Origin of the sequence: Saccharothrix sp. 6-C (genome assembly GCF_016695385.1) — a bacterium.
Taxonomy (GTDB): domain Bacteria; phylum Actinomycetota; class Actinomycetes; order Mycobacteriales; family Pseudonocardiaceae; genus Actinosynnema; species Actinosynnema texasense.
Map to the genome: position 1 here is coordinate 5,548,016 of NZ_CP064192.1, position 18,471 is coordinate 5,566,486.

The 18,471-nt window shown below is 73.0% G+C and carries 16 protein-coding genes; 6 read left to right on the forward strand and 10 right to left on the reverse strand.

The genetic code is table 11. The annotated features are described in order from the left end of the window. Positions 1–33 precede the first annotated feature (33 nt). The 8 genes from IOD16_RS23025 to IOD16_RS23060 all read right to left on the reverse strand — a co-directional run bounded on the left by IOD16_RS23025 (position 34) and on the right by IOD16_RS23060 (position 8,501). The gene (locus IOD16_RS23025) at positions 34–1,272 is read right to left on the reverse strand and encodes an NAD(P)/FAD-dependent oxidoreductase (protein WP_201436093.1); all 1,239 of its coding nucleotides are present in this window, start codon (positions 1,270–1,272) and stop codon (positions 34–36) included. Further along, a complete protein-coding gene (locus tag IOD16_RS23030; RefSeq protein WP_236594298.1) occupies positions 1,269–2,111 on the reverse strand; it encodes a 4Fe-4S domain-containing protein in 843 nt (280 codons plus the stop codon). The genes IOD16_RS23025 and IOD16_RS23030 overlap by 4 nt, the downstream gene beginning before the upstream one ends. After that, positions 2,102–2,911 carry a DUF4142 domain-containing protein gene (locus tag IOD16_RS23035; protein WP_201436094.1) on the reverse strand — a complete coding sequence of 270 codons (810 nt, stop codon included), beginning with the start codon at positions 2,909–2,911 and terminating at the stop codon, positions 2,102–2,104. The genes IOD16_RS23030 and IOD16_RS23035 overlap by 10 nt, the downstream gene beginning before the upstream one ends. A 514-nt stretch (positions 2,912–3,425) precedes the next feature. Then, positions 3,426–6,668, reverse strand: coding sequence for a S8 family serine peptidase (locus IOD16_RS23040; RefSeq protein WP_201436095.1), 3,243 nt, complete (start codon positions 6,666–6,668; stop codon positions 3,426–3,428). A 361-nt stretch (positions 6,669–7,029) separates the two neighbouring features. Continuing rightward, positions 7,030–7,461, reverse strand: a complete 432-nt coding sequence (locus IOD16_RS23045; protein WP_123747037.1) for a hypothetical protein — start codon at positions 7,459–7,461, stop codon at positions 7,030–7,032. 159 nt (positions 7,462–7,620) lie between these two features. After that, positions 7,621–7,779, reverse strand: a complete 159-nt coding sequence (locus IOD16_RS23050; RefSeq protein ID WP_201436096.1) for a hypothetical protein — start codon at positions 7,777–7,779, stop codon at positions 7,621–7,623. Positions 7,780–7,975: 196 nt separating this feature from the next. Continuing rightward, the gene (locus IOD16_RS41305) at positions 7,976–8,260 is read right to left on the reverse strand and encodes a helix-turn-helix domain-containing protein (protein ID WP_201436097.1); all 285 of its coding nucleotides are present in this window, start codon (positions 8,258–8,260) and stop codon (positions 7,976–7,978) included. Positions 8,261–8,267: 7 nt separating this feature from the next. Next, positions 8,268–8,501 carry a hypothetical protein gene (locus tag IOD16_RS23060; protein ID WP_201436098.1) on the reverse strand — a complete coding sequence of 78 codons (234 nt, stop codon included), beginning with the start codon at positions 8,499–8,501 and terminating at the stop codon, positions 8,268–8,270. Here IOD16_RS23060 and IOD16_RS23065 point away from each other — a divergent pair. Both IOD16_RS23065 and IOD16_RS23070 read left to right on the forward strand, forming a co-directional pair. Further along, positions 8,491–9,306, forward strand: coding sequence for a hypothetical protein (locus tag IOD16_RS23065; RefSeq protein WP_201436099.1), 816 nt, complete (start codon positions 8,491–8,493; stop codon positions 9,304–9,306). The two genes, IOD16_RS23060 and IOD16_RS23065, sit on opposite strands and share 11 nt — an antisense overlap. 793 nt (positions 9,307–10,099) lie before the next feature. After that, positions 10,100–12,151, forward strand: coding sequence for a TIR domain-containing protein (locus IOD16_RS23070; RefSeq protein WP_201436100.1), 2,052 nt, complete (start codon positions 10,100–10,102; stop codon positions 12,149–12,151). Between the two features lie 53 nt (positions 12,152–12,204). On the opposite strand, the gene IOD16_RS23075 is transcribed toward IOD16_RS23070, so the two are convergent. Beyond that, on the reverse strand, positions 12,205–12,762 hold the full coding sequence (locus tag IOD16_RS23075; protein ID WP_123747034.1) for an EF-hand domain-containing protein: 558 nt from the start codon (positions 12,760–12,762) through the stop codon (positions 12,205–12,207). 95 nt (positions 12,763–12,857) lie between these two features. On the opposite strand from IOD16_RS23075, the gene IOD16_RS23080 reads away from it, so the two are divergent. From IOD16_RS23080 to IOD16_RS23095, 4 genes are all read left to right on the forward strand, one after another. After that, positions 12,858–13,904 (forward strand): SDR family oxidoreductase, encoded by a 1,047-nt coding sequence (locus IOD16_RS23080; RefSeq protein WP_268957741.1) that lies wholly within the window; start codon positions 12,858–12,860, stop codon positions 13,902–13,904. Beyond that, positions 13,901–15,574 (forward strand): fatty acyl-AMP ligase, encoded by a 1,674-nt coding sequence (locus tag IOD16_RS23085; protein WP_201436102.1) that lies wholly within the window; start codon positions 13,901–13,903, stop codon positions 15,572–15,574. The genes IOD16_RS23080 and IOD16_RS23085 overlap by 4 nt, the downstream gene beginning before the upstream one ends. After that, entirely contained in the window at positions 15,567–15,812 is a 246-nt protein-coding gene (locus tag IOD16_RS23090) for an acyl carrier protein (RefSeq protein ID WP_201436103.1), read from the forward strand. Before IOD16_RS23085 ends, IOD16_RS23090 begins: the two co-directional genes overlap by 8 nt. Positions 15,813–15,900: 88 nt before the next feature. Beyond that, positions 15,901–16,758 (forward strand): alpha/beta fold hydrolase, encoded by an 858-nt coding sequence (locus tag IOD16_RS23095; RefSeq protein WP_201436104.1) that lies wholly within the window; start codon positions 15,901–15,903, stop codon positions 16,756–16,758. Between the two features lie 30 nt (positions 16,759–16,788). On the opposite strand, the gene IOD16_RS23100 is transcribed toward IOD16_RS23095, so the two are convergent. Then, positions 16,789–18,447 carry a glycoside hydrolase family 43 protein gene (locus IOD16_RS23100; protein ID WP_201436105.1) on the reverse strand — a complete coding sequence of 553 codons (1,659 nt, stop codon included), beginning with the start codon at positions 18,445–18,447 and terminating at the stop codon, positions 16,789–16,791. Positions 18,448–18,471: the final 24 nt, after the last annotated feature.

The window sequence follows — 18,471 nt, forward strand, 5'->3', positions numbered from 1 at the left end:
CGCTTGTGCCTTTCCAGGTGGTGTGCGGGTCGGCTACACGTGCGACAGCGGCTGCGCGGGCGGCTGCCGGTCGCCGGTCGTGCCGGTGTCCGGCCACGACGCGTCCCGCAGCTTCTTCCCGTAGTCCAGCACCGCCACCGAGCGGTCGAACCCGATGACGCCGGTGAGCCTGCCGTCCCGCAGGTAGCCGGTGAGCGATCGCTGCGAGGTGGACACCTGGTCGAGCGAGACGTGCTCGACGCCGACCGACGGCATCCCGACGGCCTGGATGCGCAGCCCGTGCTGTTCGGACCAGAACCGGGGAACCGGGGTGAACGGCGTCGCCGACTCCCGGCCGCTCAGCAGGCTCTCCGCCGCGGCCCGGCCCATCTCGATCGCGTTGGTCCAGTGCTCGACCCGTCGCGGTTTCCCGTCGAACCGCAGGTTCGGCCAGGAGGCGACGTCGCCGGCCGCGACCACGTCCTCCATCCCCTCGACGTGGCACGTGGCCTCGCACACGACCCCGTTGTCCAGCCGGGCGCCGGAGTCGCGCAACCAGGACACCGCCGGCACCGAGCCGACCGCGACGACCACGCAGGACGCGCCGAGGGTCCGGCCGGTGGACAGCAGCAGCTCGGCGCGGGAGGCGCCGCCCGCCCAGGACCGCACGGTGACGCCGAGTTCGAGGCGGACCTTGTTGCGCCGGTGCAGGTCCGTGAGCCGGGTCGCCAGGTCGTTGTCGAGGAGGTTGTTCATCAGCGTGCCGGTGCGCCCGACGATCGCGACGGACCGGTCCATGGACCTCAGGCTCGACGCGACCTCGCAGCCGATGAACCCCGAGCCGACCACCACGACCTGCTCCCGGGAGCGGTCGAGCAGGTTCTTCATCTTCCGCGTGTCCGCGCGGGTGCGGACCACCACGACCCTCGGGTGGGCGTTCATCCCGCCGGGGTGCCTGCGCGGCTCGACCCCGCTCGCGATGACCAGCCCGTCGTACTCCAGCTCCTCACCGCCGGGCAGGTGCACGACCCGCCGGCGCGGGTCCAGCTGGGACACCGGGGTGTTCAGCCGCCAGGTCGCGTCGAGGTTCTCGGCGGGCGCCGTCAGCACGTCCGCGGCGGCCAGCTCCCCGGTGAGGAACTGCTTGGAGAGCATCGGGCGGTGGACCGGCATGGTCGACTCGGAGCCGACGATGACGATCTCACCGTCGAACCCGAGCTCGCGCAGCCGTTCGGCGGCGCACAGGCCCGCGATGCCCGCTCCGACGACCACGATCCTCGGCAATCCGTTCATGCGTCCCTCCCGGCGACTTCGATGGCCCGCATCGGGCAGGACCGCGCCGCGGAGAGCACGTCCAGGTTGCGGGTGGTGTCAGGGCTCTGCCGGTAGGCCAGCCGACCGTCCTCCTGGAGCTGGAAGACGTCGGGGGCCTCGGTCTGGCAGAAGCCGTAGCGGTGGCAGCGCTGGTTGTCGACGCTCACCTTGAGCGGCGCCGCCTTGTCGACCGGCGCCGCCCGCACCGCGTCGCCCTCGATGAGCCCGACCTTCGCCAGCGCCCCGGGCGGCACGAACCGCACCGCCACGAGCGCGAGGGCGGGCGCCGAGACGGTGAGACCGGCGAGCCACACCAGCTCGAAGTTGCCGTTGGCCCACGCTCCCCACCACGCGTGCGCGGCGGCGAGCACGAACACCGCGTACGCGGTCTGGTGGAACCGCAACCAGTTCCGGTAGCGGAAGACGCGGTGCATCCCGGCCGTGACGACGATCGCCACCATCAGGTCGAAGGCGATGATGCCGAGGGCGTGCCGGACGTAGCCGTTGAGGAACGGGACCACCACCTGCGAGCCCACGACGAGCTGCTCGTCCAGGAACCAGAACCCGAACCCGTGCACCGCCGCGGTCGCGAGGGTGAACGTGGCCAGCATGGAGTGCCCGCTGCGCAGCGCGTGGTGGCCGGTGAACCGGCGGACCCAGCCGGTGGCGGTGAACACGCCCCAGCACAGGGTCAGGCACAGCGAGAGGTAGGACAGTCGCGCGGAGAGCGCCACCACGCCGCGCACGCCGTTGTCGTTCCCGGTGTAGCCCACCGCGAGCACGTCGGCGGTCAGGCCCGTCATCGCGATCACGTCCACGCCCCTTCCTCGGCCTCTTCGTCCTCGACGGCCTCTTCCGGCCGGGTCCGCGAGCCGACCCGGACCACGAGCAGCGTCCCGGCGCCCACCGCCACCAGCAGGACGATCCCGAGGACGAGGTCCACCGGCGCGGGCAGTGCCTGGTACCGCGCGTCCGTGCCGGAGTGCACCGCCAGCGCGTCGGACGTGGCGAGGCCCGTGCTCTCCAGCAGCGCCATGTGCCGCGACACGTAGTCCTCGGCGATCGCGGCGGAGGAGCGGACGACGTCGTTCTCCGTCGTGGACCGCACCGCGGCGATGGCCATGTAGACCGACCCGTGCGCGGCCCTCGTCAGGTTGACGTAGACCCGGTCGAGCTCGTCGCCGCTCGCCGCGCGGATCTCGTCGCGCCAGCCCCGCTGCTGCGGGGTCGGCGCCTGCGGCAGCTGGACCTGCAGGCGGTCCGCGGCCGCGATGTTGTTCTTGTGCAGCACGTGGTGCTCTTCGGCGAGCTGCGCCGCGACCGCCCGCACCTTCGGGTTCGTGCTGCGCCGGGCGACGTCCTCGCTCGCCGGCGCTTCCCACAGGCCCGCTTGGGCGACCGCGACGAGCATCTTCACGTCGGCCGGGTACAGCGGGCCGTGCGGCGCGTCGATGGTCGTGTCCTTCCGCACGCCGTGCCCCGGCGGGTCGCCGTCGTGCCAGCCGCTGGTCGCCGAGACCCCGCACGCCCCGACCGTCCCGGTGACGGCCAGGACGAGTGCCAGCCGGACGACCAGTGACCGCCGCTCGGCGCGCGTACTACGCCAGAAAACGCTCATCGATGCCTTCATCCGAGGTGTTGAGCCGAGGTGTGTGGTCGAGTCCCGCTGGTGGAAGCCGCGGACCGACGGCGTCAGTCAACACGCCGGCCCGGCGGAGCGGAACGACGACGAGGCCTTCAGGTAGCCGCCGTACCCGAAGAGGAAGAACGACCCGTTCGGCCTTGCCCGCCGTCCCGTGTGGTGGTATCCCGGCAAGGCGATCGAAAGGAGTCCACCTGGTCCGTCCATTCAGGACACCGCGTCTCGATTCGTCGCGGCGCCGGCGCGCGGCCGGGCAGCGTGATCACGGTGCTCGACGGGCGCGAGCGGGCCGGCGCGTGGCCGGTGCGCTGGAGAAGTGGCGCGAGGGCGGGAAGACCCGGTCCGTCGCGCCCGATGTGGACCCGCGCCGCCACCACCGGGCGGGCCGCTGTCGCTCAAGACCGGCCGGATGAGGGGTGGGGCCACCGCACGTGACGCGGCGGCGGGCCCCCTCGGTCAGGGGACCCGCCGCCGTGATGCCGGAAAACCCCTACCGGAGCTTGTAAGCGCGGATCAGGGTCTGCTCGAACACGTTGCCCTTGCTGTCCGAGCCCTTCACCCGCAGCGAGGCGTACGCGCCCGGCGCGGCGGCGTTGCGGACCAGCGCGGTGCGGCCGAGCACCGGGGCGTCGGACCACGTGCCGCCGTCGTCGAACGACACCTCGACGCGCACGTGCCGCACCCGCCCGTGGTCACCGCCCGCCTGCTGGGTGATGACCAGCGGCACGGCGAGCGGTCGGCCGGCGGCGGCCGCGCCGTTCGCGTCCAGCTCAGGGGTGAAGCGGACGACGGTGAGCGGCAAGGGCTGCCGCTCCTCACCGGGCGCGGTGCCGGAGCGGAACGTCCACGCCGAGTGCACCCGGGTGGTGAACTCGGAGACCTCGCCCGACCGCGAGCTCTCCACCTCCAGCCGGTAGTCCGCCGGCCCCGGCGGCACGGGGAACGCCCCGATGCCGGGCAGCGGCGTCTCGCCCACCACCTCGCCGTCGCGGTGCAGCGTGGTGCGGGACGTGCCGGTCAGCGAGTCGCCGAAGTTGCCCGAGCCGTCGCCGAAGAGCCACAGGTCGGCGACCACCACGTCACCCACGCGGAACAGGTAGGGCGAGGCCGAGTGCGGCGGTGTCGGGCCGATGACCGGGAACCCGAACGCCTCCGCGTACCTCCGGCCCGGCCGGTAGGTGCGGTCGGGGCTGAGCAGCACCGACTCCAGCGTCTCCGGTGTGCCCTGGAACAGCTGCCAGCGCCAGGTCGCGTCCGCGGCGAGCACGTGGTCGACCGCGCCGGACAGCGGTTCCGACGCGGTCACGCCGCCGTACCCGTAGATGCCGTCGGCGGTCGTCACCCTGCCGGAGTGCTCGCCGATCCGACCGGGCCGGCGAGGGCCGAACCCGGTGCGGACCTCCGTCAGCTCGCCCTTGCCGGGGCGACGCGCGATCCCGGTCGGCGCACCGCCGCGCTCCTGCCACGCGAGCCGGTAGGACACCGGTTTCCCGCCGACCGGCGCGCCGGTGAACTCCGCGCCGATCAGCACGCCGTACGCCGCCGCCGGCAGCTTCGGACCGCTGTTGCCCAGCGCCAGGTCGGCGGGGAACCCCTGCGGGTACACCAGGCCCATCACGGCCGTCGCGCCCTCGTGGTGCCTGCCGAACGCGACGTAGCCGAACCTGGGCTTGGCCCCCTTCTCGGGCGGCGTGATCGTCACCGGCGCCGAGGCGCGCGTGTCGAAGACCACCTCGGTGTCGGCGGTGACCGTGACGTCCGGCCGGAGCAGCACCGTCGTGTCGGGCTCGCCGAAGCGCTGCTCGGACACGGCGGTGTAGACGCCCTTGGGCACGCGGGTGGTGACGTCGCCGTCCGCGTCGGTGATCAGGCTGAACCGGTCGTTGGTGACCCCGATGAGCAGCGTGGAGTAGTTGCCCTCCGGTTGGCCGGACCGGTCGAGCTGGGTGATCCGGACGTCGTAGCTCTCCACCTCGCGGCTGACCGCGACGGGCGTGCGCAGCAGCACGTCCGCGCCGCTCCTGGCGAGGACCAGGCCGGAGTACTCGCCGTCGGCCGCGCCGGACCTGCCGTCGCCGGTGACCGTCACCGCCGCCTCGCCGCCCGCCGGGACGGTGACCGCGGCCGGGCTGACGGAGAAGGTCCCCGCCGGGCCGGGTGTGCCGTCCGGGTTGCGCGCCTGCACGTCCAGGTCGAGCGTCACGGGGGTGGCGCCCGCGTTGCGGTAGGTCAGCGCCTTGCTCAACGGCACGTCGTCGTCGTGCGGCCACTGCTGGACGCCCAGGCTGACGCTCGGGGGCGACGTGGTGAGCGTGGTGGTCATGACCTCGGCCGAGTCGACGCGGCCGGAGCCCTGGTCGAACACGGTCAGGTCGGGGTTGGGCTCGGCCGCCGCCATCAGGGCGGCCTTGAGCCGGTCGCCCGGCCAGTCGGGGTGCTGCTGCGCGAGCAGCGCGGCGGCGCCCACGACGTGCGGCGTCGCCATCGACGTGCCGGACATGGCGTGGTGGTCCGCCGGACCGGCGCCCGGCAGGCTCCGCGACTTGGCGGCCACGATGTCGACGCCCGGCGCGGTGATGTCGGGCTTGACCCCGCCGTCGCCGACGCGCGGGCCGCGGCTGGAGAAGTCCGCGAGGTCGTCGTTCCGGTCGACCGCGCCGACGGTCAGCGCGGCCTCCGCGCTGCCCGGCGAGCCCACGGTCGCCGCGGCGCCGCTGTTGCCGGCCGCGACGACGAACAGCGTGCCGTGCGCCGCGGACAGGGTGTTGACCGCTTCCTCCAGCAGGTCGACCTCCGGCCCGTCGGCGCCGCCCAGGCTGACGTTCACCACGTCCGCGCCCTGCTCGGCGGTCCAGCGCAGGCCGTCGAGGATCGCGGACTCGGCGCAGCCCGCCTGCCCGCACACCTTGGCGTCGAGCAGCTGCGCGCCCGGTGCGACACCGCGGTACCGCGTGCTGTTGCTCGCGATGGTCGACGCGACGTGCGTGCCGTGGCCGATGGTGTCGGTGGCGTCGGGGTCGCTGGTGAAGTTGCGCTCGGCGACCTCCCTGCCCACCAGGTCCGGGTGCCCGCCGTCGACGCCCGTGTCCACGACGCCGACCTTCACGCCCGCACCGGTGTACCCGGCCGCCCACGCGGCGGGCGCACCGATCTGCGGGACGCTGTGGTCCAGCACGGGCCGGCGCACGCCGTCGAGCCAGACCTTCGCCACGCCCGGGGCGGTCAGCAGCGCCTGCCAGTCGGCCCCGGACGCCTTGGCCGCCGTCGTGGCCACCGCGCCCACGGTCGGCAGCTCGCGGTCGACCCGGAGCGCGCCCAACGCCGCCGCCCGGTCGCCGGAGCGCTGGACGATCAGCGGCACGCGGTCGCGGCGGGCGTCGTCGTAGCCGGCCTCGACCAGGCCCGTGACGTCGAACAGCCGCGCGTCCAACCTGCCCTCGGCGAGCGGGCGTGCCGCGTCGCGCGGGACGACGTGCACGTGGCCCCGGCGGTGGAAGGTCAGGTAGCCGATGCCCTCCCGGCCCGCGCCCGCGGTGACCGCGGCGACCCGGTCACCGTCGAGCACGACCCGGTCACCGCTGATGAGCGTGACGACCCGGGTCGTGCCGCCCTTGTGCGCTTCACCGGCCGCCGCCGCCTGCGGCGCCAGTGGCACCGCCGACGCGGCGGCCACCCCTAACGCGAGCACCGCGGCCGGCCACGCCTTGAGCCTCCGTGATCTCGAACCCGACACGAGTTCCTCCCGATCCTCCGGTTGAGGTCGGCGCCACGGAACTGTCGAGTGGTGCGTGGCACGCACCGGTCGGCGCCGACCGGTGCGGACGCTAGGGGCTGCCGGGGTGTTCAGGATCGTGGCCGGTGAACTGAACAACGTCCTCCGAACACCGGACCGGGGAGGCGATGTCGTTGCTGCGCCGGATCCGCATGACGTGGCTCGGGCCGTCGTTGCGCCGGCCGGGAGCAAGCCCTTTCCCGAGCTGTGCTCACCTCACCGGCCTGGGCGCAACGCCTGCTGCCACCGGAGCGCCTTCACCCCTTCCCGTTCCCCCTGGCTCACCGCATCCAGTCCGACGGCTGATCCCTCGAACAGACGGTCACCACCACGCGGTGGCGTTGTTCGCGGTGCACGTCCCGTTCGGGTCGACCACGTAGCACGCCCGGAAGGCGCGGTTCGGGTCGGCGCTCGTCGGGTAGGCCTGCGTGTAGTTGCGGCTGCCCGCGGTGTAGGTCGAGAAGTCGTCCGCCACCCGGTCGCCGTTCAGGTCGACCTCGAAGCGGATGAACTCCGGCCCGCTGTACTGGAGGATCCTGCCCCAGCCGTACTGCGCGCCGCCGCAGTCGCCGTAGCGGACCTGGACGACCCGGCCGTCGACCGTGCGCTGCACCGCCGTCAGCGGGTTGCCGCACGTCGCCGGGTCGCTCCACCACGGAGCGGCCGCGGAGGCGGCCGCGGTCGTGGCGGCGATCAACGTGGTGGTCGTGGCGACGGTCGTCAGGACGGCCGCCACCTTCGTCGTGTTCCTCATCGTTCCCCCTGGTGTCCGGTTCGACGGAGGCGGTCGGCGTCGCGCCTGGGTTCGCGGCCGTGCACGGGGCTGGAAGCCCGCGCCGGTCCCGGTCGGGAGTCGGGCCGAGGCCGCGCGTACCCGCCGACGAGGTCGGCGTCGCACTGGGACTCGGTGTCGTCACTCCCCCATCGACCCGAGCGCCTCACCGCCGACTTCATGGTCGCACCACTGACGGGGAATAGGCACGATCTCGTTCGGGTGAACGCACGGTATCCGATCGCGCCGCGTGACCACCGTTGCCGCGTTGCCCTTCGCCCGGCCCGTCGTCGTGGTCATCCGGCGAGGATGCGCCCGGTGATCGGCACGCCACCGGTTTCCGCGGAAGTCGCCGCACGCTTTCCCGTCGCCGTCGAGCCGGTCCCACCCCCCGGTCGGGACCGGCTCGACGGAAAGCGGTCGACGATCGGGATCGGCGACTGCCCTGGCCTCGGCACGCGGACCCGGTGTGATTCGACCGGTCCGGTATTTCGGCTCACGACAAGTGTGGCGCCATTGTTCGAAGTTCCACCATTGGCTGTTCCGCCATGCAGGAACCGCCACACCGACGGGCGTTCTCACGCGCGTTCCACTCGACGAAGGCGACCGCGGCGCCCAGTTTCAGGATGATCCGGCCCACGTGCGCGCGCACGGTGCGTTCACCGATACCCAGGCAACGCGCGATCTCCCGGTCGGTCTTGTCGCTCGCGAGCACCCCGAGCACTTCGAGCTCTCGCTCGCTGAGGGCGGCGAAGGGCCCCGAGTGCCATTCCGGGCGCACGGTTCCCTCAGCCGACGCGCCGTGACCCGGCACGGTCGTCGTCCCGATCGGTCAGCCCGATCACGGCCGGCACTCCGCCGTCGTCCTCGATGACCAAGCCGCCGTGCGACACCGGGTGGCTGGTCGCGGTCTGCTGGTCGGCGTTGACGCACCACGACACGCCGATCACCGTGAACAGCACCGCCATCAGCACGACCGCGAGGAGTCGCGCTCCCGCCGGCAGCGCACCGATGGAGATCACCACACCCGCCGTGGTCCCCGTCGCCACCATGACGCACGCCATGGCCGGCACCGGACGCGCCAGGCTGGTCAGCAGGGGAACGACGACGTCGCGGACGTTCGGCCGGCCGGTCGGCGCCGCGGGCGGCTGCCGGGTGGTCGGGTTCGACCTCCTCCCGGTGCTCGACGGGCTCCTGCACCGCCTCCGGGTGGTCGACCGGCACGGCTCCGCCCTGCAGCTCGCACCAGAGCACCACGACCTTCTCGACCTGCGGCTCGGGCAGCCCGCACGCGACGACGAACGCCCGGACCTGGTCCATCTTCGTGGGCAGCGAGGAGTTCTTCTGGTCGTTGACGAACCGGTAGGCCGTGCTGCGGGGGATGCCGCCGCGGGTGGCGACCTCGGCCGGGGTGAACCCGGAGCGCACCTGGACCCGGCGCAGCAGGGAGATGAACTCCGCCGGGGTGCGGGCCCCCAGCTCGTCGTCCGCCACGGGCACGGCGCGCGGTCGCTGCGCATCGGGCACGTGCGGCGAGATCGGCACCACGTTCGTCGGTCCTGCGCCGCCGCGCCGCGAGGTGTCCAACCGCTTCCACGCCTCGTGCAGGTGCTCGACCGCGGACCTGTCGGCCGCGCAGGCGCTCAGGACCTTCCGGTAGAAGTGCCACTCGCGGACGCGCTGCTGCACGGCGACCCGCACGACCTCGGTCGACCGGCCCACGTCCTGGGCCAGGCCGGGGAGCGACAGACCGGCCCGCCTGATCTCGACCCGGACGGCGCCGAGGAACGCCGCCGGCGAAGTCCGGTGATCCTGGAGCCGCGGTGACGTCATATGGCGGTGGTAAGCCTGGTGGGTCCGGAGATCCGACGTCCGGCCGGCGGCCGGACGCTGCACGGCGTCGTCGTCTGTATCGAGCGACCATCGAGCATGCGACGCCCTCACACTGGAGGGCGACTCATGGGGTTTGTGCTGTCTCTCGGAAGCCGATCGTTCGCAGGCCGGTGGCCCGCCTCCCGCCACCTCGCCGTTTCCACGGAACACGACGGCATCGCTGGTGAAGGCGCTCCTTTCCACCGCGTGGCCGCACCGCCCGATCCGTCCCGCCGCGTCCCGGCGCGTCCACACCGGGGTTCCGCGTCCATCCACCGGGCCCGGTCGCCCACCCGGCACGACCACCGACCCGGCCGGTGTCCGCGCAGATGGCGGCGATCCCACGGCGTCCAACGACGTGGTCCCACACCGTTGTCGGCGGGTATGTTCGGCGGGCAGACGCACACCGGCTCTGAAGGCACGCCGTGCAGCCGTGTCCCAGGGCCCGTCGGCCTCCTGTTGGCCCAGGAGGCCGACCAAGTCGCCTGCCCACCGCACTCGCCGCTCCGCCCTTCCGCGGATGTGCGGGCGCCGCGCACCGGCCCTCGCAGTGGGCGCCGTCCGGTCGAGCAGCCCGCACGGATTTCGCCCATTCGTCAGCCGGGAAAGCCTCGCCCGGCAATCGTCCGCGACAATGCGGACGGGTAGCTTTGACGACTGGCGACAACAAGAACGTGCGTCCCGATCACTTTCCCCGTGATTAGCGCACGCCTCGTCGATGCGATCACCGAAGTGGAGGACTGATCACGTGGCAGGCGTGTTCGTCAACTACCGGGCCAAGGACAACCCCGTCGCCGCCGCCGCGATAGCTCGGGTCCTGACCGACAACTTCGGTCGGGAGCTGGTGTTCCGGGACTGCGTCTCGATGGCGCCCGGCGAGCCCTACCCGCAGGCCATCCGCCAGGCCCTGCGCGAAGCCGACGTCCTGGTCGCCGTCGTCGGCCCGGACTGGTTGGCCGTGGACCCGTCGACGGGGAGACCGCGCGTCGAGGCCGAGGACGACTGGGTCCGGATGGAGATCGCGCACGCGCTGAGCCACGGCATCCCCGTCGTCCCGGTGCTGCTGCACGACACCCCGGAGAACGCCCGCGCACCGCGGCACCACGAGCTGCCCTCCAGCATCAGGCGGTTCGCGAGCATCCAGGCCGCGCGCTTCAGCCAGCGGCGGTTCGACCAGGACCTGGCCGCCCTGGTGGAACGCCTGGTCGACCTCGTGCCCACGCTCGCCGTGCCGCGGCTGTTCGTGCAGCCCGTGCCCACGCCGGGGGCCGATGTGGCGCCGAGCGTGCTGTTGCGGGCGGAACACGGCGTGGTGCCGTTCTCGGGTCGGCAGCGGGAGCTCGCGGACCTGGTGGCGTGGGCCAACGACCCGGCCACCAGCGCGGTGCGCCTCCTCGTGGGCCGTCCGGGGTCGGGGCGGCGGCGGCTCGCGTTGGAGTTGTGCGACAGGCTGCGCCGCACCGGGTGGTTCGCCGGTGTGCTCGACGGCGAGGCGCCCGCGGCCCAGATCCGCAGGGCCGGCACGGTCGACAAACCCTTCCTGGTCGTCGTCCCGGACGGCGAACTGCGGTCCGAGCGGTTGGCGGTGCTGGCGGAAGCGCTCGTCGACCGCTCGTCTGCTCGCGGCGCCACGAGCAGGTTGCTGGTGCTCGGGCGATCGGCCGGCACCTGGCTGACCCCGTTGCGCGACCACGCGGACCGCCGGGTCGCCACGCTGTTCGCCGACGCCGACCGCGTCGGCGCGATGGCCCTCGACGGCGTTCCGGCCGGTGCGACGCCCGAGGCGGCGGTGGCGGCGTTCGCGGGCGTGCTCGGGCTACCGGTGCGGCCGCAACCCGCCGGGCGGCCGGAGACGGTGCTCGACCTGCACGCGCTCGCCCTGGGCGCGGTCCTCGGGTCAGCCGACCGCGGGGACCCGCCGGCCCGGGTGCTCGACCACGACCGCGACCGGTGGCGCGCGGCGACCGACGACCACAGCGCCCCGGAGACCGCCCGGACCGCGCTCGCGGTGATCGGGACGCTCGCCACGCTGTGCGCCCCGGCCTCGCGGGAACGGGCGGAGGCGCTCATCGCCAGGCTCCCCGAGGTCCTCGGGGAGGACTCCGCGGCCGTGCACGAGTACGTCGGGCTCTTCTCCCGGCTGTACCCGGGACCGCACCCGGTGAACGCGCTGAGCCCCGACCTGCTCGGCGAGCGCCTCGTCGCGGACACCCTGACCGCGCAACCCCTGCTCGTCACGACCCTCGTCGCCGTGTTCTCGGACGAGTGGCTCACCTCGGCGTTGACCGTGCTCGGCCGGGCGCTCCCGCGGCACCACGACCTGGCGCCCGTCGTCCGGTCCTTGTTCCGCGCCGCGCCCCACCGGGTCGAGCCGCTCGTCTTCGACGTGGTCACCAGGCTGGCGGACCCCGAGCCCCTGGCCAGGGCGATCGCCGAGGAGATGGCGACCGTCGACCGGCAGGTGCCCGACGTCGTCTCGCTGCTCATGAAGCTCGCCGGCGCGGACCAGGCCCGCGACCCGTTGCGCGGCGCCACGATCGACGCGATGCTCGACGCGGCCCGGAAGTTCACCGACCGGCTCGCGGAGCACAGCGGCACCACCGTGCCGCCACATGTCACGCGCATCGTCGACGCCGCGACCGACACGGTGCGCGACTTCCTGGTGGGCGGCCTGGACCCCGGCTCGGGACGCATGCCGATCAAGCCGGACGGGAAGCCGATCCTGCCTCCGGGGACGCTGACCCTCCTCCGCGACCTGTTCCACACGCACCCGAAGGGCGACGAGAAGGAAGACGGCTGACCCCGTGCGGTCACCGGGTGTGGCTGATCGCGGGCCACACCCGGCGGGGCGGATCAGACCGCGATCGGGCCGAAGATCCAGTTGCCCCGGACGTCCTCCTCCGGGCTGCGGAAGAACTGCTCGTTGGCGGTGTGGAGCTCGTCGCGCCCGATCCAGCCGTTGCCGTCCAGGTCGAGCTTGTCGAACGCGGCGTTGCCCGCGTCCTCCGACAGGCGGAAGGCGCTGGCCGCCATGCGCACGTACTCGGTCCTGGTGATCCGGCCGTCGCCGTCGACGTCCATCAGGTCGTAGAAGGCGTCGGCGATCGGGGCGATGTGGGTGCGGTAGCCCTCGTCGGACGTCGTCACGAACCGGTCCATGCCCGAGGAGTACTCGTCGACGTCGACGCGGTCGTCCCCGTCGGTGTCCATCGGGCGGGTGACCGCCTCCCACAGCCTGTCGTAGCGCTCCCGGACCAGTTCGCTCTCGGGCGAGCCCGGCGCGTAGCCGAACGCGGTGACGAGCCGGTCCGCGGAGGCCGTGTAGTCCATCCTGTCGATGGCGCCGTCGTCGTCCACGTCCAGCAGGGCGAACAGGTGCGCGAGTTTCCGTTTCAGCAGTTCGTTGAGCACGGGTGCGATCCTTTCTTCAGCGGGGCATTACGCTCACGACGTGAACGTTACTGTCCCCGATGCGAGCACGGTGAGGTTGCCGCGTGGCTAACCATGTGGTAGATGGAGCCAATGGTTTTGTGGCCTCCCATGTGATCAGCGCTCTGGTGGCTCGCGGCGACACCGTGACCGCATTGGCGCGGGCCGACGGGGAAGTGGTCCGGAGGAAGGTCGCCGACGCCCTGACCACGCTGCACCTGAACCCCGCCCTGGTGGAGAAGGTGCAGGTCAGCTCGTTCTCACTGGCCGAACCGGGCCTCGGCATATCGGCCGCCGACGTGTTCGCCGAACCGTGCACGTATTGGCACAGCGCCGCCCTCATCACGTTCTTCCCGCGACGGGAGGCGGAGTTGCACGCGGTCAACGTGGTCGGTTCGGCCAACGCCGTGGCCGCGTTCACCGGGCACGCGAAACCCGGTTCCCGGTATGTCCACGTGAGCACCGCCTACCAACACGGCATCACTGAGGGTAGAGCGTTCGAGCAATGGCCTGACTATGGTCACCCATCCGAGTTCCGAAATGACTACGAGCACTCCAAAAGGGTCGCCGAAGTAGAGCTTTCGCAGACCGGGTTAGCACAGAGGGGTGACGTGCTCGTCGCCCGATTGGGCGTCATGGTCGGCCACTCCGGAACCGGCCGGGCGTTGACGGACCTCGGCATGTACGACTTCCTCCGGGTCATCGCGCTGTTCGCCAGGCGCACCCCCGGCGAACGGGTCCGCTTCGTCTGCCACCCGAGGGCGGCCCTGCACCTGACGCCCGTCGACGGCACCGTGGACCGGCTGCTGGCGCTGGCGGACGGCCCGTTCGACCGGCCGGTGCGGCACCTCGTGCCGCCGACCGCGGTGCCGGTGACCGACCTGTTCGCCGCGATCTCCGCGCACCTGCCCGTCGAGCTGGTCGCCGTCACCGCCGCCGAGGTCGAGGCCGAGCCCTTCAGCAGGTTCGAGGCCATCGTGAACATGCGGTGCAAGTTCACGTCCCCCTACCTGCGCCACGAGTACGGGTTCGAGTCCCACGCGGACGCCGAGCCGCCACCCGTCACACCCCGGATCCTCGACCTGCTCATCTCCTGGTACACCCGCGAGGGGCTGCCCGAATGACGGACTTCGTCACCCGCTTCCGCGCCCGCCCGCGCACCGACCGGAGGGTCTCCTACCTCGCCGACGGGCGTCCGGCGGCCGAGTTGACCCACCTCGAGCTCGACCGGCGGGCGAGGGCCGTGGGGTCCTGGCTGACCGAGTCGGGGATGGCGGGCAGACCGGTGCTGCTGCTCCACCCCGCCGGCCTGGACTTCCTCGTCGCGTTCCTCGGCTGCCTGTACGCGGGCGCCGTGGCGGTGCCCGCGCCCCTGCCCCTGTCGGGCGCCTCGCGGGTGGACCGGGTGGACCGGCTGATCGAGGACTCCGGTGCGCGACTGGTGCTCACCGACGAGGCGCACGTGGGCGTGCTGGACGGCCTGTCGGCGCGGACCGCCGCCGAGGGCCCCGACTCGTGGGAGCCGCCGGAGGTGGACGCCGGCGCCGTCGCCTACCTCCAGTACACCTCCGGGTCGACCAGCAGGCCGCGTGGCGTCGAGGTCACCCACGGCAGTCTGACGCACAACCTGGAGCTGTTCCGGAAGATCAGCGGCGACGTCCCCGTCCGGCGGATCGGCGGCTGGCTGCCGCACCACCACGACATGGGACTCGTCGGGCTCCAGCTCCAGGCCCTGCACGCGGAAGCCGACCTGGTGCTGCTCTCACCGGAAGCGGTCATCGCCCGTCCGATCCGCTGGCTGCGCGCGATCAGCGAGCACCGGGTGGACTGGACCGTGGCGCCCGACTTCGGCTACGCGTGGGCGACCCGCCGGGTCGACGACGCGGACCTCGCCGGACTCGACCTGTCCTGCCTGACGATGGCGGTCAGCGGCGCCGAGCCGATCCGGATCGCCACGCTGGACGCGTTCGTCGACAGGTTCGCGGCGGTCGGGTTCCGCCGCACCTCGCTGAACCCCGGCTACGGGCTCGCCGAGTCCACCCTGGTGGTCACCTGCACGTCACGGGGGCGCGGACCGACCGTCCGCTCGTTCACCCCGGCATCGCTGGCCGCCGGCGAGGTCGTGCCCGCGTCGGACGCCGACGGGGTGCCGCTGGTCGGGTGCGGCGAGCCGGGCGACATGCGGGTGCGCGTCGTCGACCCGGTCACCGGCGCCGTGCTGGACGACGGCACGATCGGCGAGATCGGGGTGGCCGGGCCCAGCCTGGCCGCGGGCTACCACGGCGACCCCGCCGCGACGCGCGCCACGTTCGTCACCGGCCCGGACGGCCGGTGGCTGCGGACCGGCGACCTGGGTTTCCTCCTGGACGGGCAGCTGTTCGTCACCGGCCGGCTGAAGGAGCTCATCATCGTCCGCGGCCGGAACCTGTACCCGCAGGACATCGAGGTCGCCGCGCGGGAGGCGCACCCGGACGCGGGCCGGGGCGCGGCCTTCGGCGTGCGGTCCGCCGATGCGGAGGAGCACGTCGTGCTGGTGCAGGAGATGCGCCGCGCCGCGCAGGCCGACCCCGTCGCGTTCGCCGACGCCGTGCTCGACCCCGTGACCAAGCAGTTCGGCGTGTCGGTGAGCCTCGTGGTCGTCCGCTCGAACACCGTCCGCCACACCACGAGCGGCAAGGTGCGCCGGGGGCACATGCGCGAGCTGTTCCTCGGCGGCGGGCTGGTGGCGCTGCACCGCGAGCTGACCCCGGCGGTCGCCGGCGTCGTCGCCGCCTCGGAGGCGGACCGTGGCTGACGAGTCGTTGAGGGCCTGGCTCGTCGACGCGGTGGCGGGGTACCTGGGGCTGCCGCCGTCGCAGGTCGGCACCGGGGTGGCACTGCGCTCGCTCGGCTTCGACTCCGTGCACGCCATGGGGCTGTGCGTGGACATCGAGGAACGCTGGGGAATCCTCGTGGAGCCCACGCTGGCCTGGGACTTCCCCACCATCGACGCCATCGTCACGCACCTGGCCCCGCAGATCGACCGGACGTGAGCCGGCTGCGGCCGGTGTGCCACCATCGGGTTCGACGGCCGCGACACCGGCACGGCCGGAGCGCTCACCCCTGAACGGCGGAACACCCATGCGAGAGCACGCTGCCGGCGGCGAGGCACGCATCGTCCCCGTCAACGACGTCGAGCTCTGCTACGAGACCTTCGGCGACTCGAACCGGCCCGTACTGCTGCTGATCATGGGCCTGGGGTTCCAGCTCGTGCACTGGCCCGACGAGTTCTGCCGGCGGCTCGCCGAGCACGGCTTCTTCGTCGTCCGGTTCGACAACCGCGACGCCGGCCGCTCCACCCACCTGCCCGGGGCCACCTACTCGCTGGCCGACCTGGCCGCCGACACCGTCGGGCTGCTCGACGCGCTCGGCGCGAGCCGCGCCCACCTGGTCGGAGCGTCGATGGGTGGGATGATCGCCCAGGTCACGGCCGCGCTGCACCCCTCGCGGGTGCTGAGCCTGGCATCGCTCATGTCCACCACCGGCCGCCGCGGCAAGGGCCGCACCTCCCCGTGGCTGCTCCGCCACCTGTTCTCCAGGGGCGCCCGCACCGAGCAGGAGGCCGTCGAGCGGCGGGTGCGGCTGTTCGGCACCATCGGCTCCCCCGGCTTCGAGCAGGACGTCGACGAGATCAGGCGGGCGACCGCGCTCTCGTTCCGCCGTGACCCGGACCACCGGGGAGGCAGGCGCCGGCAGTACCAGGCGGTGCGCGCGGCGGGCGACCGGACCGACCAGCTCGCGCGGATCACAGCTCCCACGGTCGTCATCCACGGGACGGCGGACCGCATGTGCCACCACTCAGGCGGCGAGGCGACCGCGGCCGCGATCCGCGACGCCCGGCTCCTGCTCATCCCCGGCATGGGGCACGACCTCCCGCCCGGCGCGTGGCCGACGATCATCGACGCGATCGTCGGGAACGCCCGCCGCGCCCGGTCCTGACCGGTCCCTCGGAGGAGGCCGCGCCACCGCTCAGCGGCGCACCACCACGGGGATCGTGACCTGGACGGGGACGGTGCCGTGAGGTCCGGTGTCGGCCACGTCGCGGTAGCCGCCGTCGGCCCGCCGGCGCTGGTAGACGACGGTGAGCAGCGCCGGGCGGTGACCGGTGGGGGTGACGGTGACCCGGTCGCCCCGCACGGTGACGGTGCCCGCGTCGGCGGGCCGCAGCACCGCGCGGACCCGGTTCTGCGGGTTCGTCAGGTCGAAACCGGCCCCGCGAGCGCTCCGGACGTCGACCGCCGTGGTCGCGGAGCCGTCCGCGCGGGGGCGCAGCACGGGGTCGTCGGCCCGCAGCCGCAGCGGTCCGACGCCCGACGGCAGCGGCTCGTCGGAGGTGGACGCGTCGATCGAGAGGCCGTCGCCGAGGTGCAGGCGCGAGGTGTACAGGGCCCGAGAGGACGTGGTGGACGGCCGCCCGTGGTGGACGTAGTAGAGCTGCGTGCCGTCCGGTGAGCCGATGACGCTGCCGTGCCCGGTCGAGTACAGGCCCTGGGCGGGGTCCTGGGACAGCACCGGGTTCGCGGCGCTCTTGCGCCAGGGGCCGAGCGGGCCGCCGGCCGTCGCGTAGCCGACGCCGTAGAACTCGTTCTCGTAGTTGTTGGCCGAGTAGGTCAGGTAGTAGCGGGGGTTACCGCTCGCGTCCACGGTCCTGACGGTGGTCGAGCCCTCCGCCCACCGCCGGTCCTTCTTCGCGCCGCCCGAGCCCGCGTAGTCGTGGACGTGCGCGTTCTCCCACTCCTGCGGGTCGGAACCGTAGTCCAGGACCGGGACGTAGCCGTCCTTGCGGACGCCGGGAAGGTCGCCCGGCGCCCGGTTGCGGTCGCGGTACTCGGGCGCGATCGCCGGCATGGTGCGGCCCGCGGGGTCGCGCCACCAGTCGCCGGTCAGCTCGACGGCGTAGATGTTGGACTCCTCGACGTACTTGCCGAGGTCGTGGTCCCACACCCAGTTGCGGTAGGCGTTGCGGGAGAAGTAGAGGTAGATCCGGCCGTCCGCGTCGAAGAAGACGTTCGGGTCGATGTAGGGGATGTAGGTGCCGAGCGGGGCGGTCCGGCCTTCCTCCAGGGTGGCCGGCGGCTTCTTCTGCGCCGCGTCCATGATCAGGTTGACGTCGTGGTACGCCGGGTCGTACGGGTGGTAGTCCAGCGGCGCCTCGGCGATGTCGCGGAACGGTCCCGCGGGTGAGCGGGACACCGCGACGCCCACCTTGCACGGCTCCTCGAAGTCGGCGTGCCCGAAGTGCTCGGCCACGCCGCGGTTCATCCTGGCCGCGTAGAACAGGAAGTACAGGCCGGTCACCGGGTTGTGGTAGACCTCGGGCGCCCAGAACCAGTCGTGCGCCCAGTCGCCGTCCTGCCCGGCCCGCAGCGCGCCGCCCGGCAGGTGCTCCCAGGTGGCGAGGTCGGGCGAGCGGTAGACGGCGAAGTGGTAGCCGGGGTCGGCGCCTTCCGTGGAGTAGGCGTAGTAGTGGCCGCTGGGACCGTCGAACAGCACGAACGGGTCCGCTCCGGGGGTGTCGGCGGCGTTGTGGAAGGTCGCGTCGGTCGACCGGGCCGGGTGGGCCGGGGCGGGGACGGGCACGAGCAGCAGGGTGGCGAACACGGCGACGAGCAGGGCGGTGAGTCGCATACCCGCCATCCTGCCGCGTGGCGG

What these genes read in the sequence shown, in the direction of transcription:
- IOD16_RS23050 (WP_201436096.1), bottom strand. Translation starts at nt 7,779, where the DNA reads ATGACCACGACGACGGGCCGGGCGAAGGGCAACGCGGCAACGGTGGTC.
- IOD16_RS23025 (WP_201436093.1), bottom strand. Translation starts at nt 1,272, where the DNA reads ATGAACGGATTGCCGAGGATCGTGGTCGTCGGAGCGGGCATCGCGGGC.
- IOD16_RS23085 (WP_201436102.1), top strand. Translation starts at nt 13,901, where the DNA reads ATGACGGACTTCGTCACCCGCTTCCGCGCCCGCCCGCGCACCGACCGG.
- IOD16_RS23045 (WP_123747037.1), bottom strand. Translation starts at nt 7,461, where the DNA reads ATGAGGAACACGACGAAGGTGGCGGCCGTCCTGACGACCGTCGCCACG.
- IOD16_RS23100 (WP_201436105.1), bottom strand. Translation starts at nt 18,447, where the DNA reads ATGCGACTCACCGCCCTGCTCGTCGCCGTGTTCGCCACCCTGCTGCTC.
- IOD16_RS23095 (WP_201436104.1), top strand. Translation starts at nt 15,901, where the DNA reads ATGCGAGAGCACGCTGCCGGCGGCGAGGCACGCATCGTCCCCGTCAAC.
- IOD16_RS23065 (WP_201436099.1), top strand. Translation starts at nt 8,491, where the DNA reads ATGGAGATCACCACACCCGCCGTGGTCCCCGTCGCCACCATGACGCAC.
- IOD16_RS23035 (WP_201436094.1), bottom strand. Translation starts at nt 2,911, where the DNA reads ATGAGCGTTTTCTGGCGTAGTACGCGCGCCGAGCGGCGGTCACTGGTC.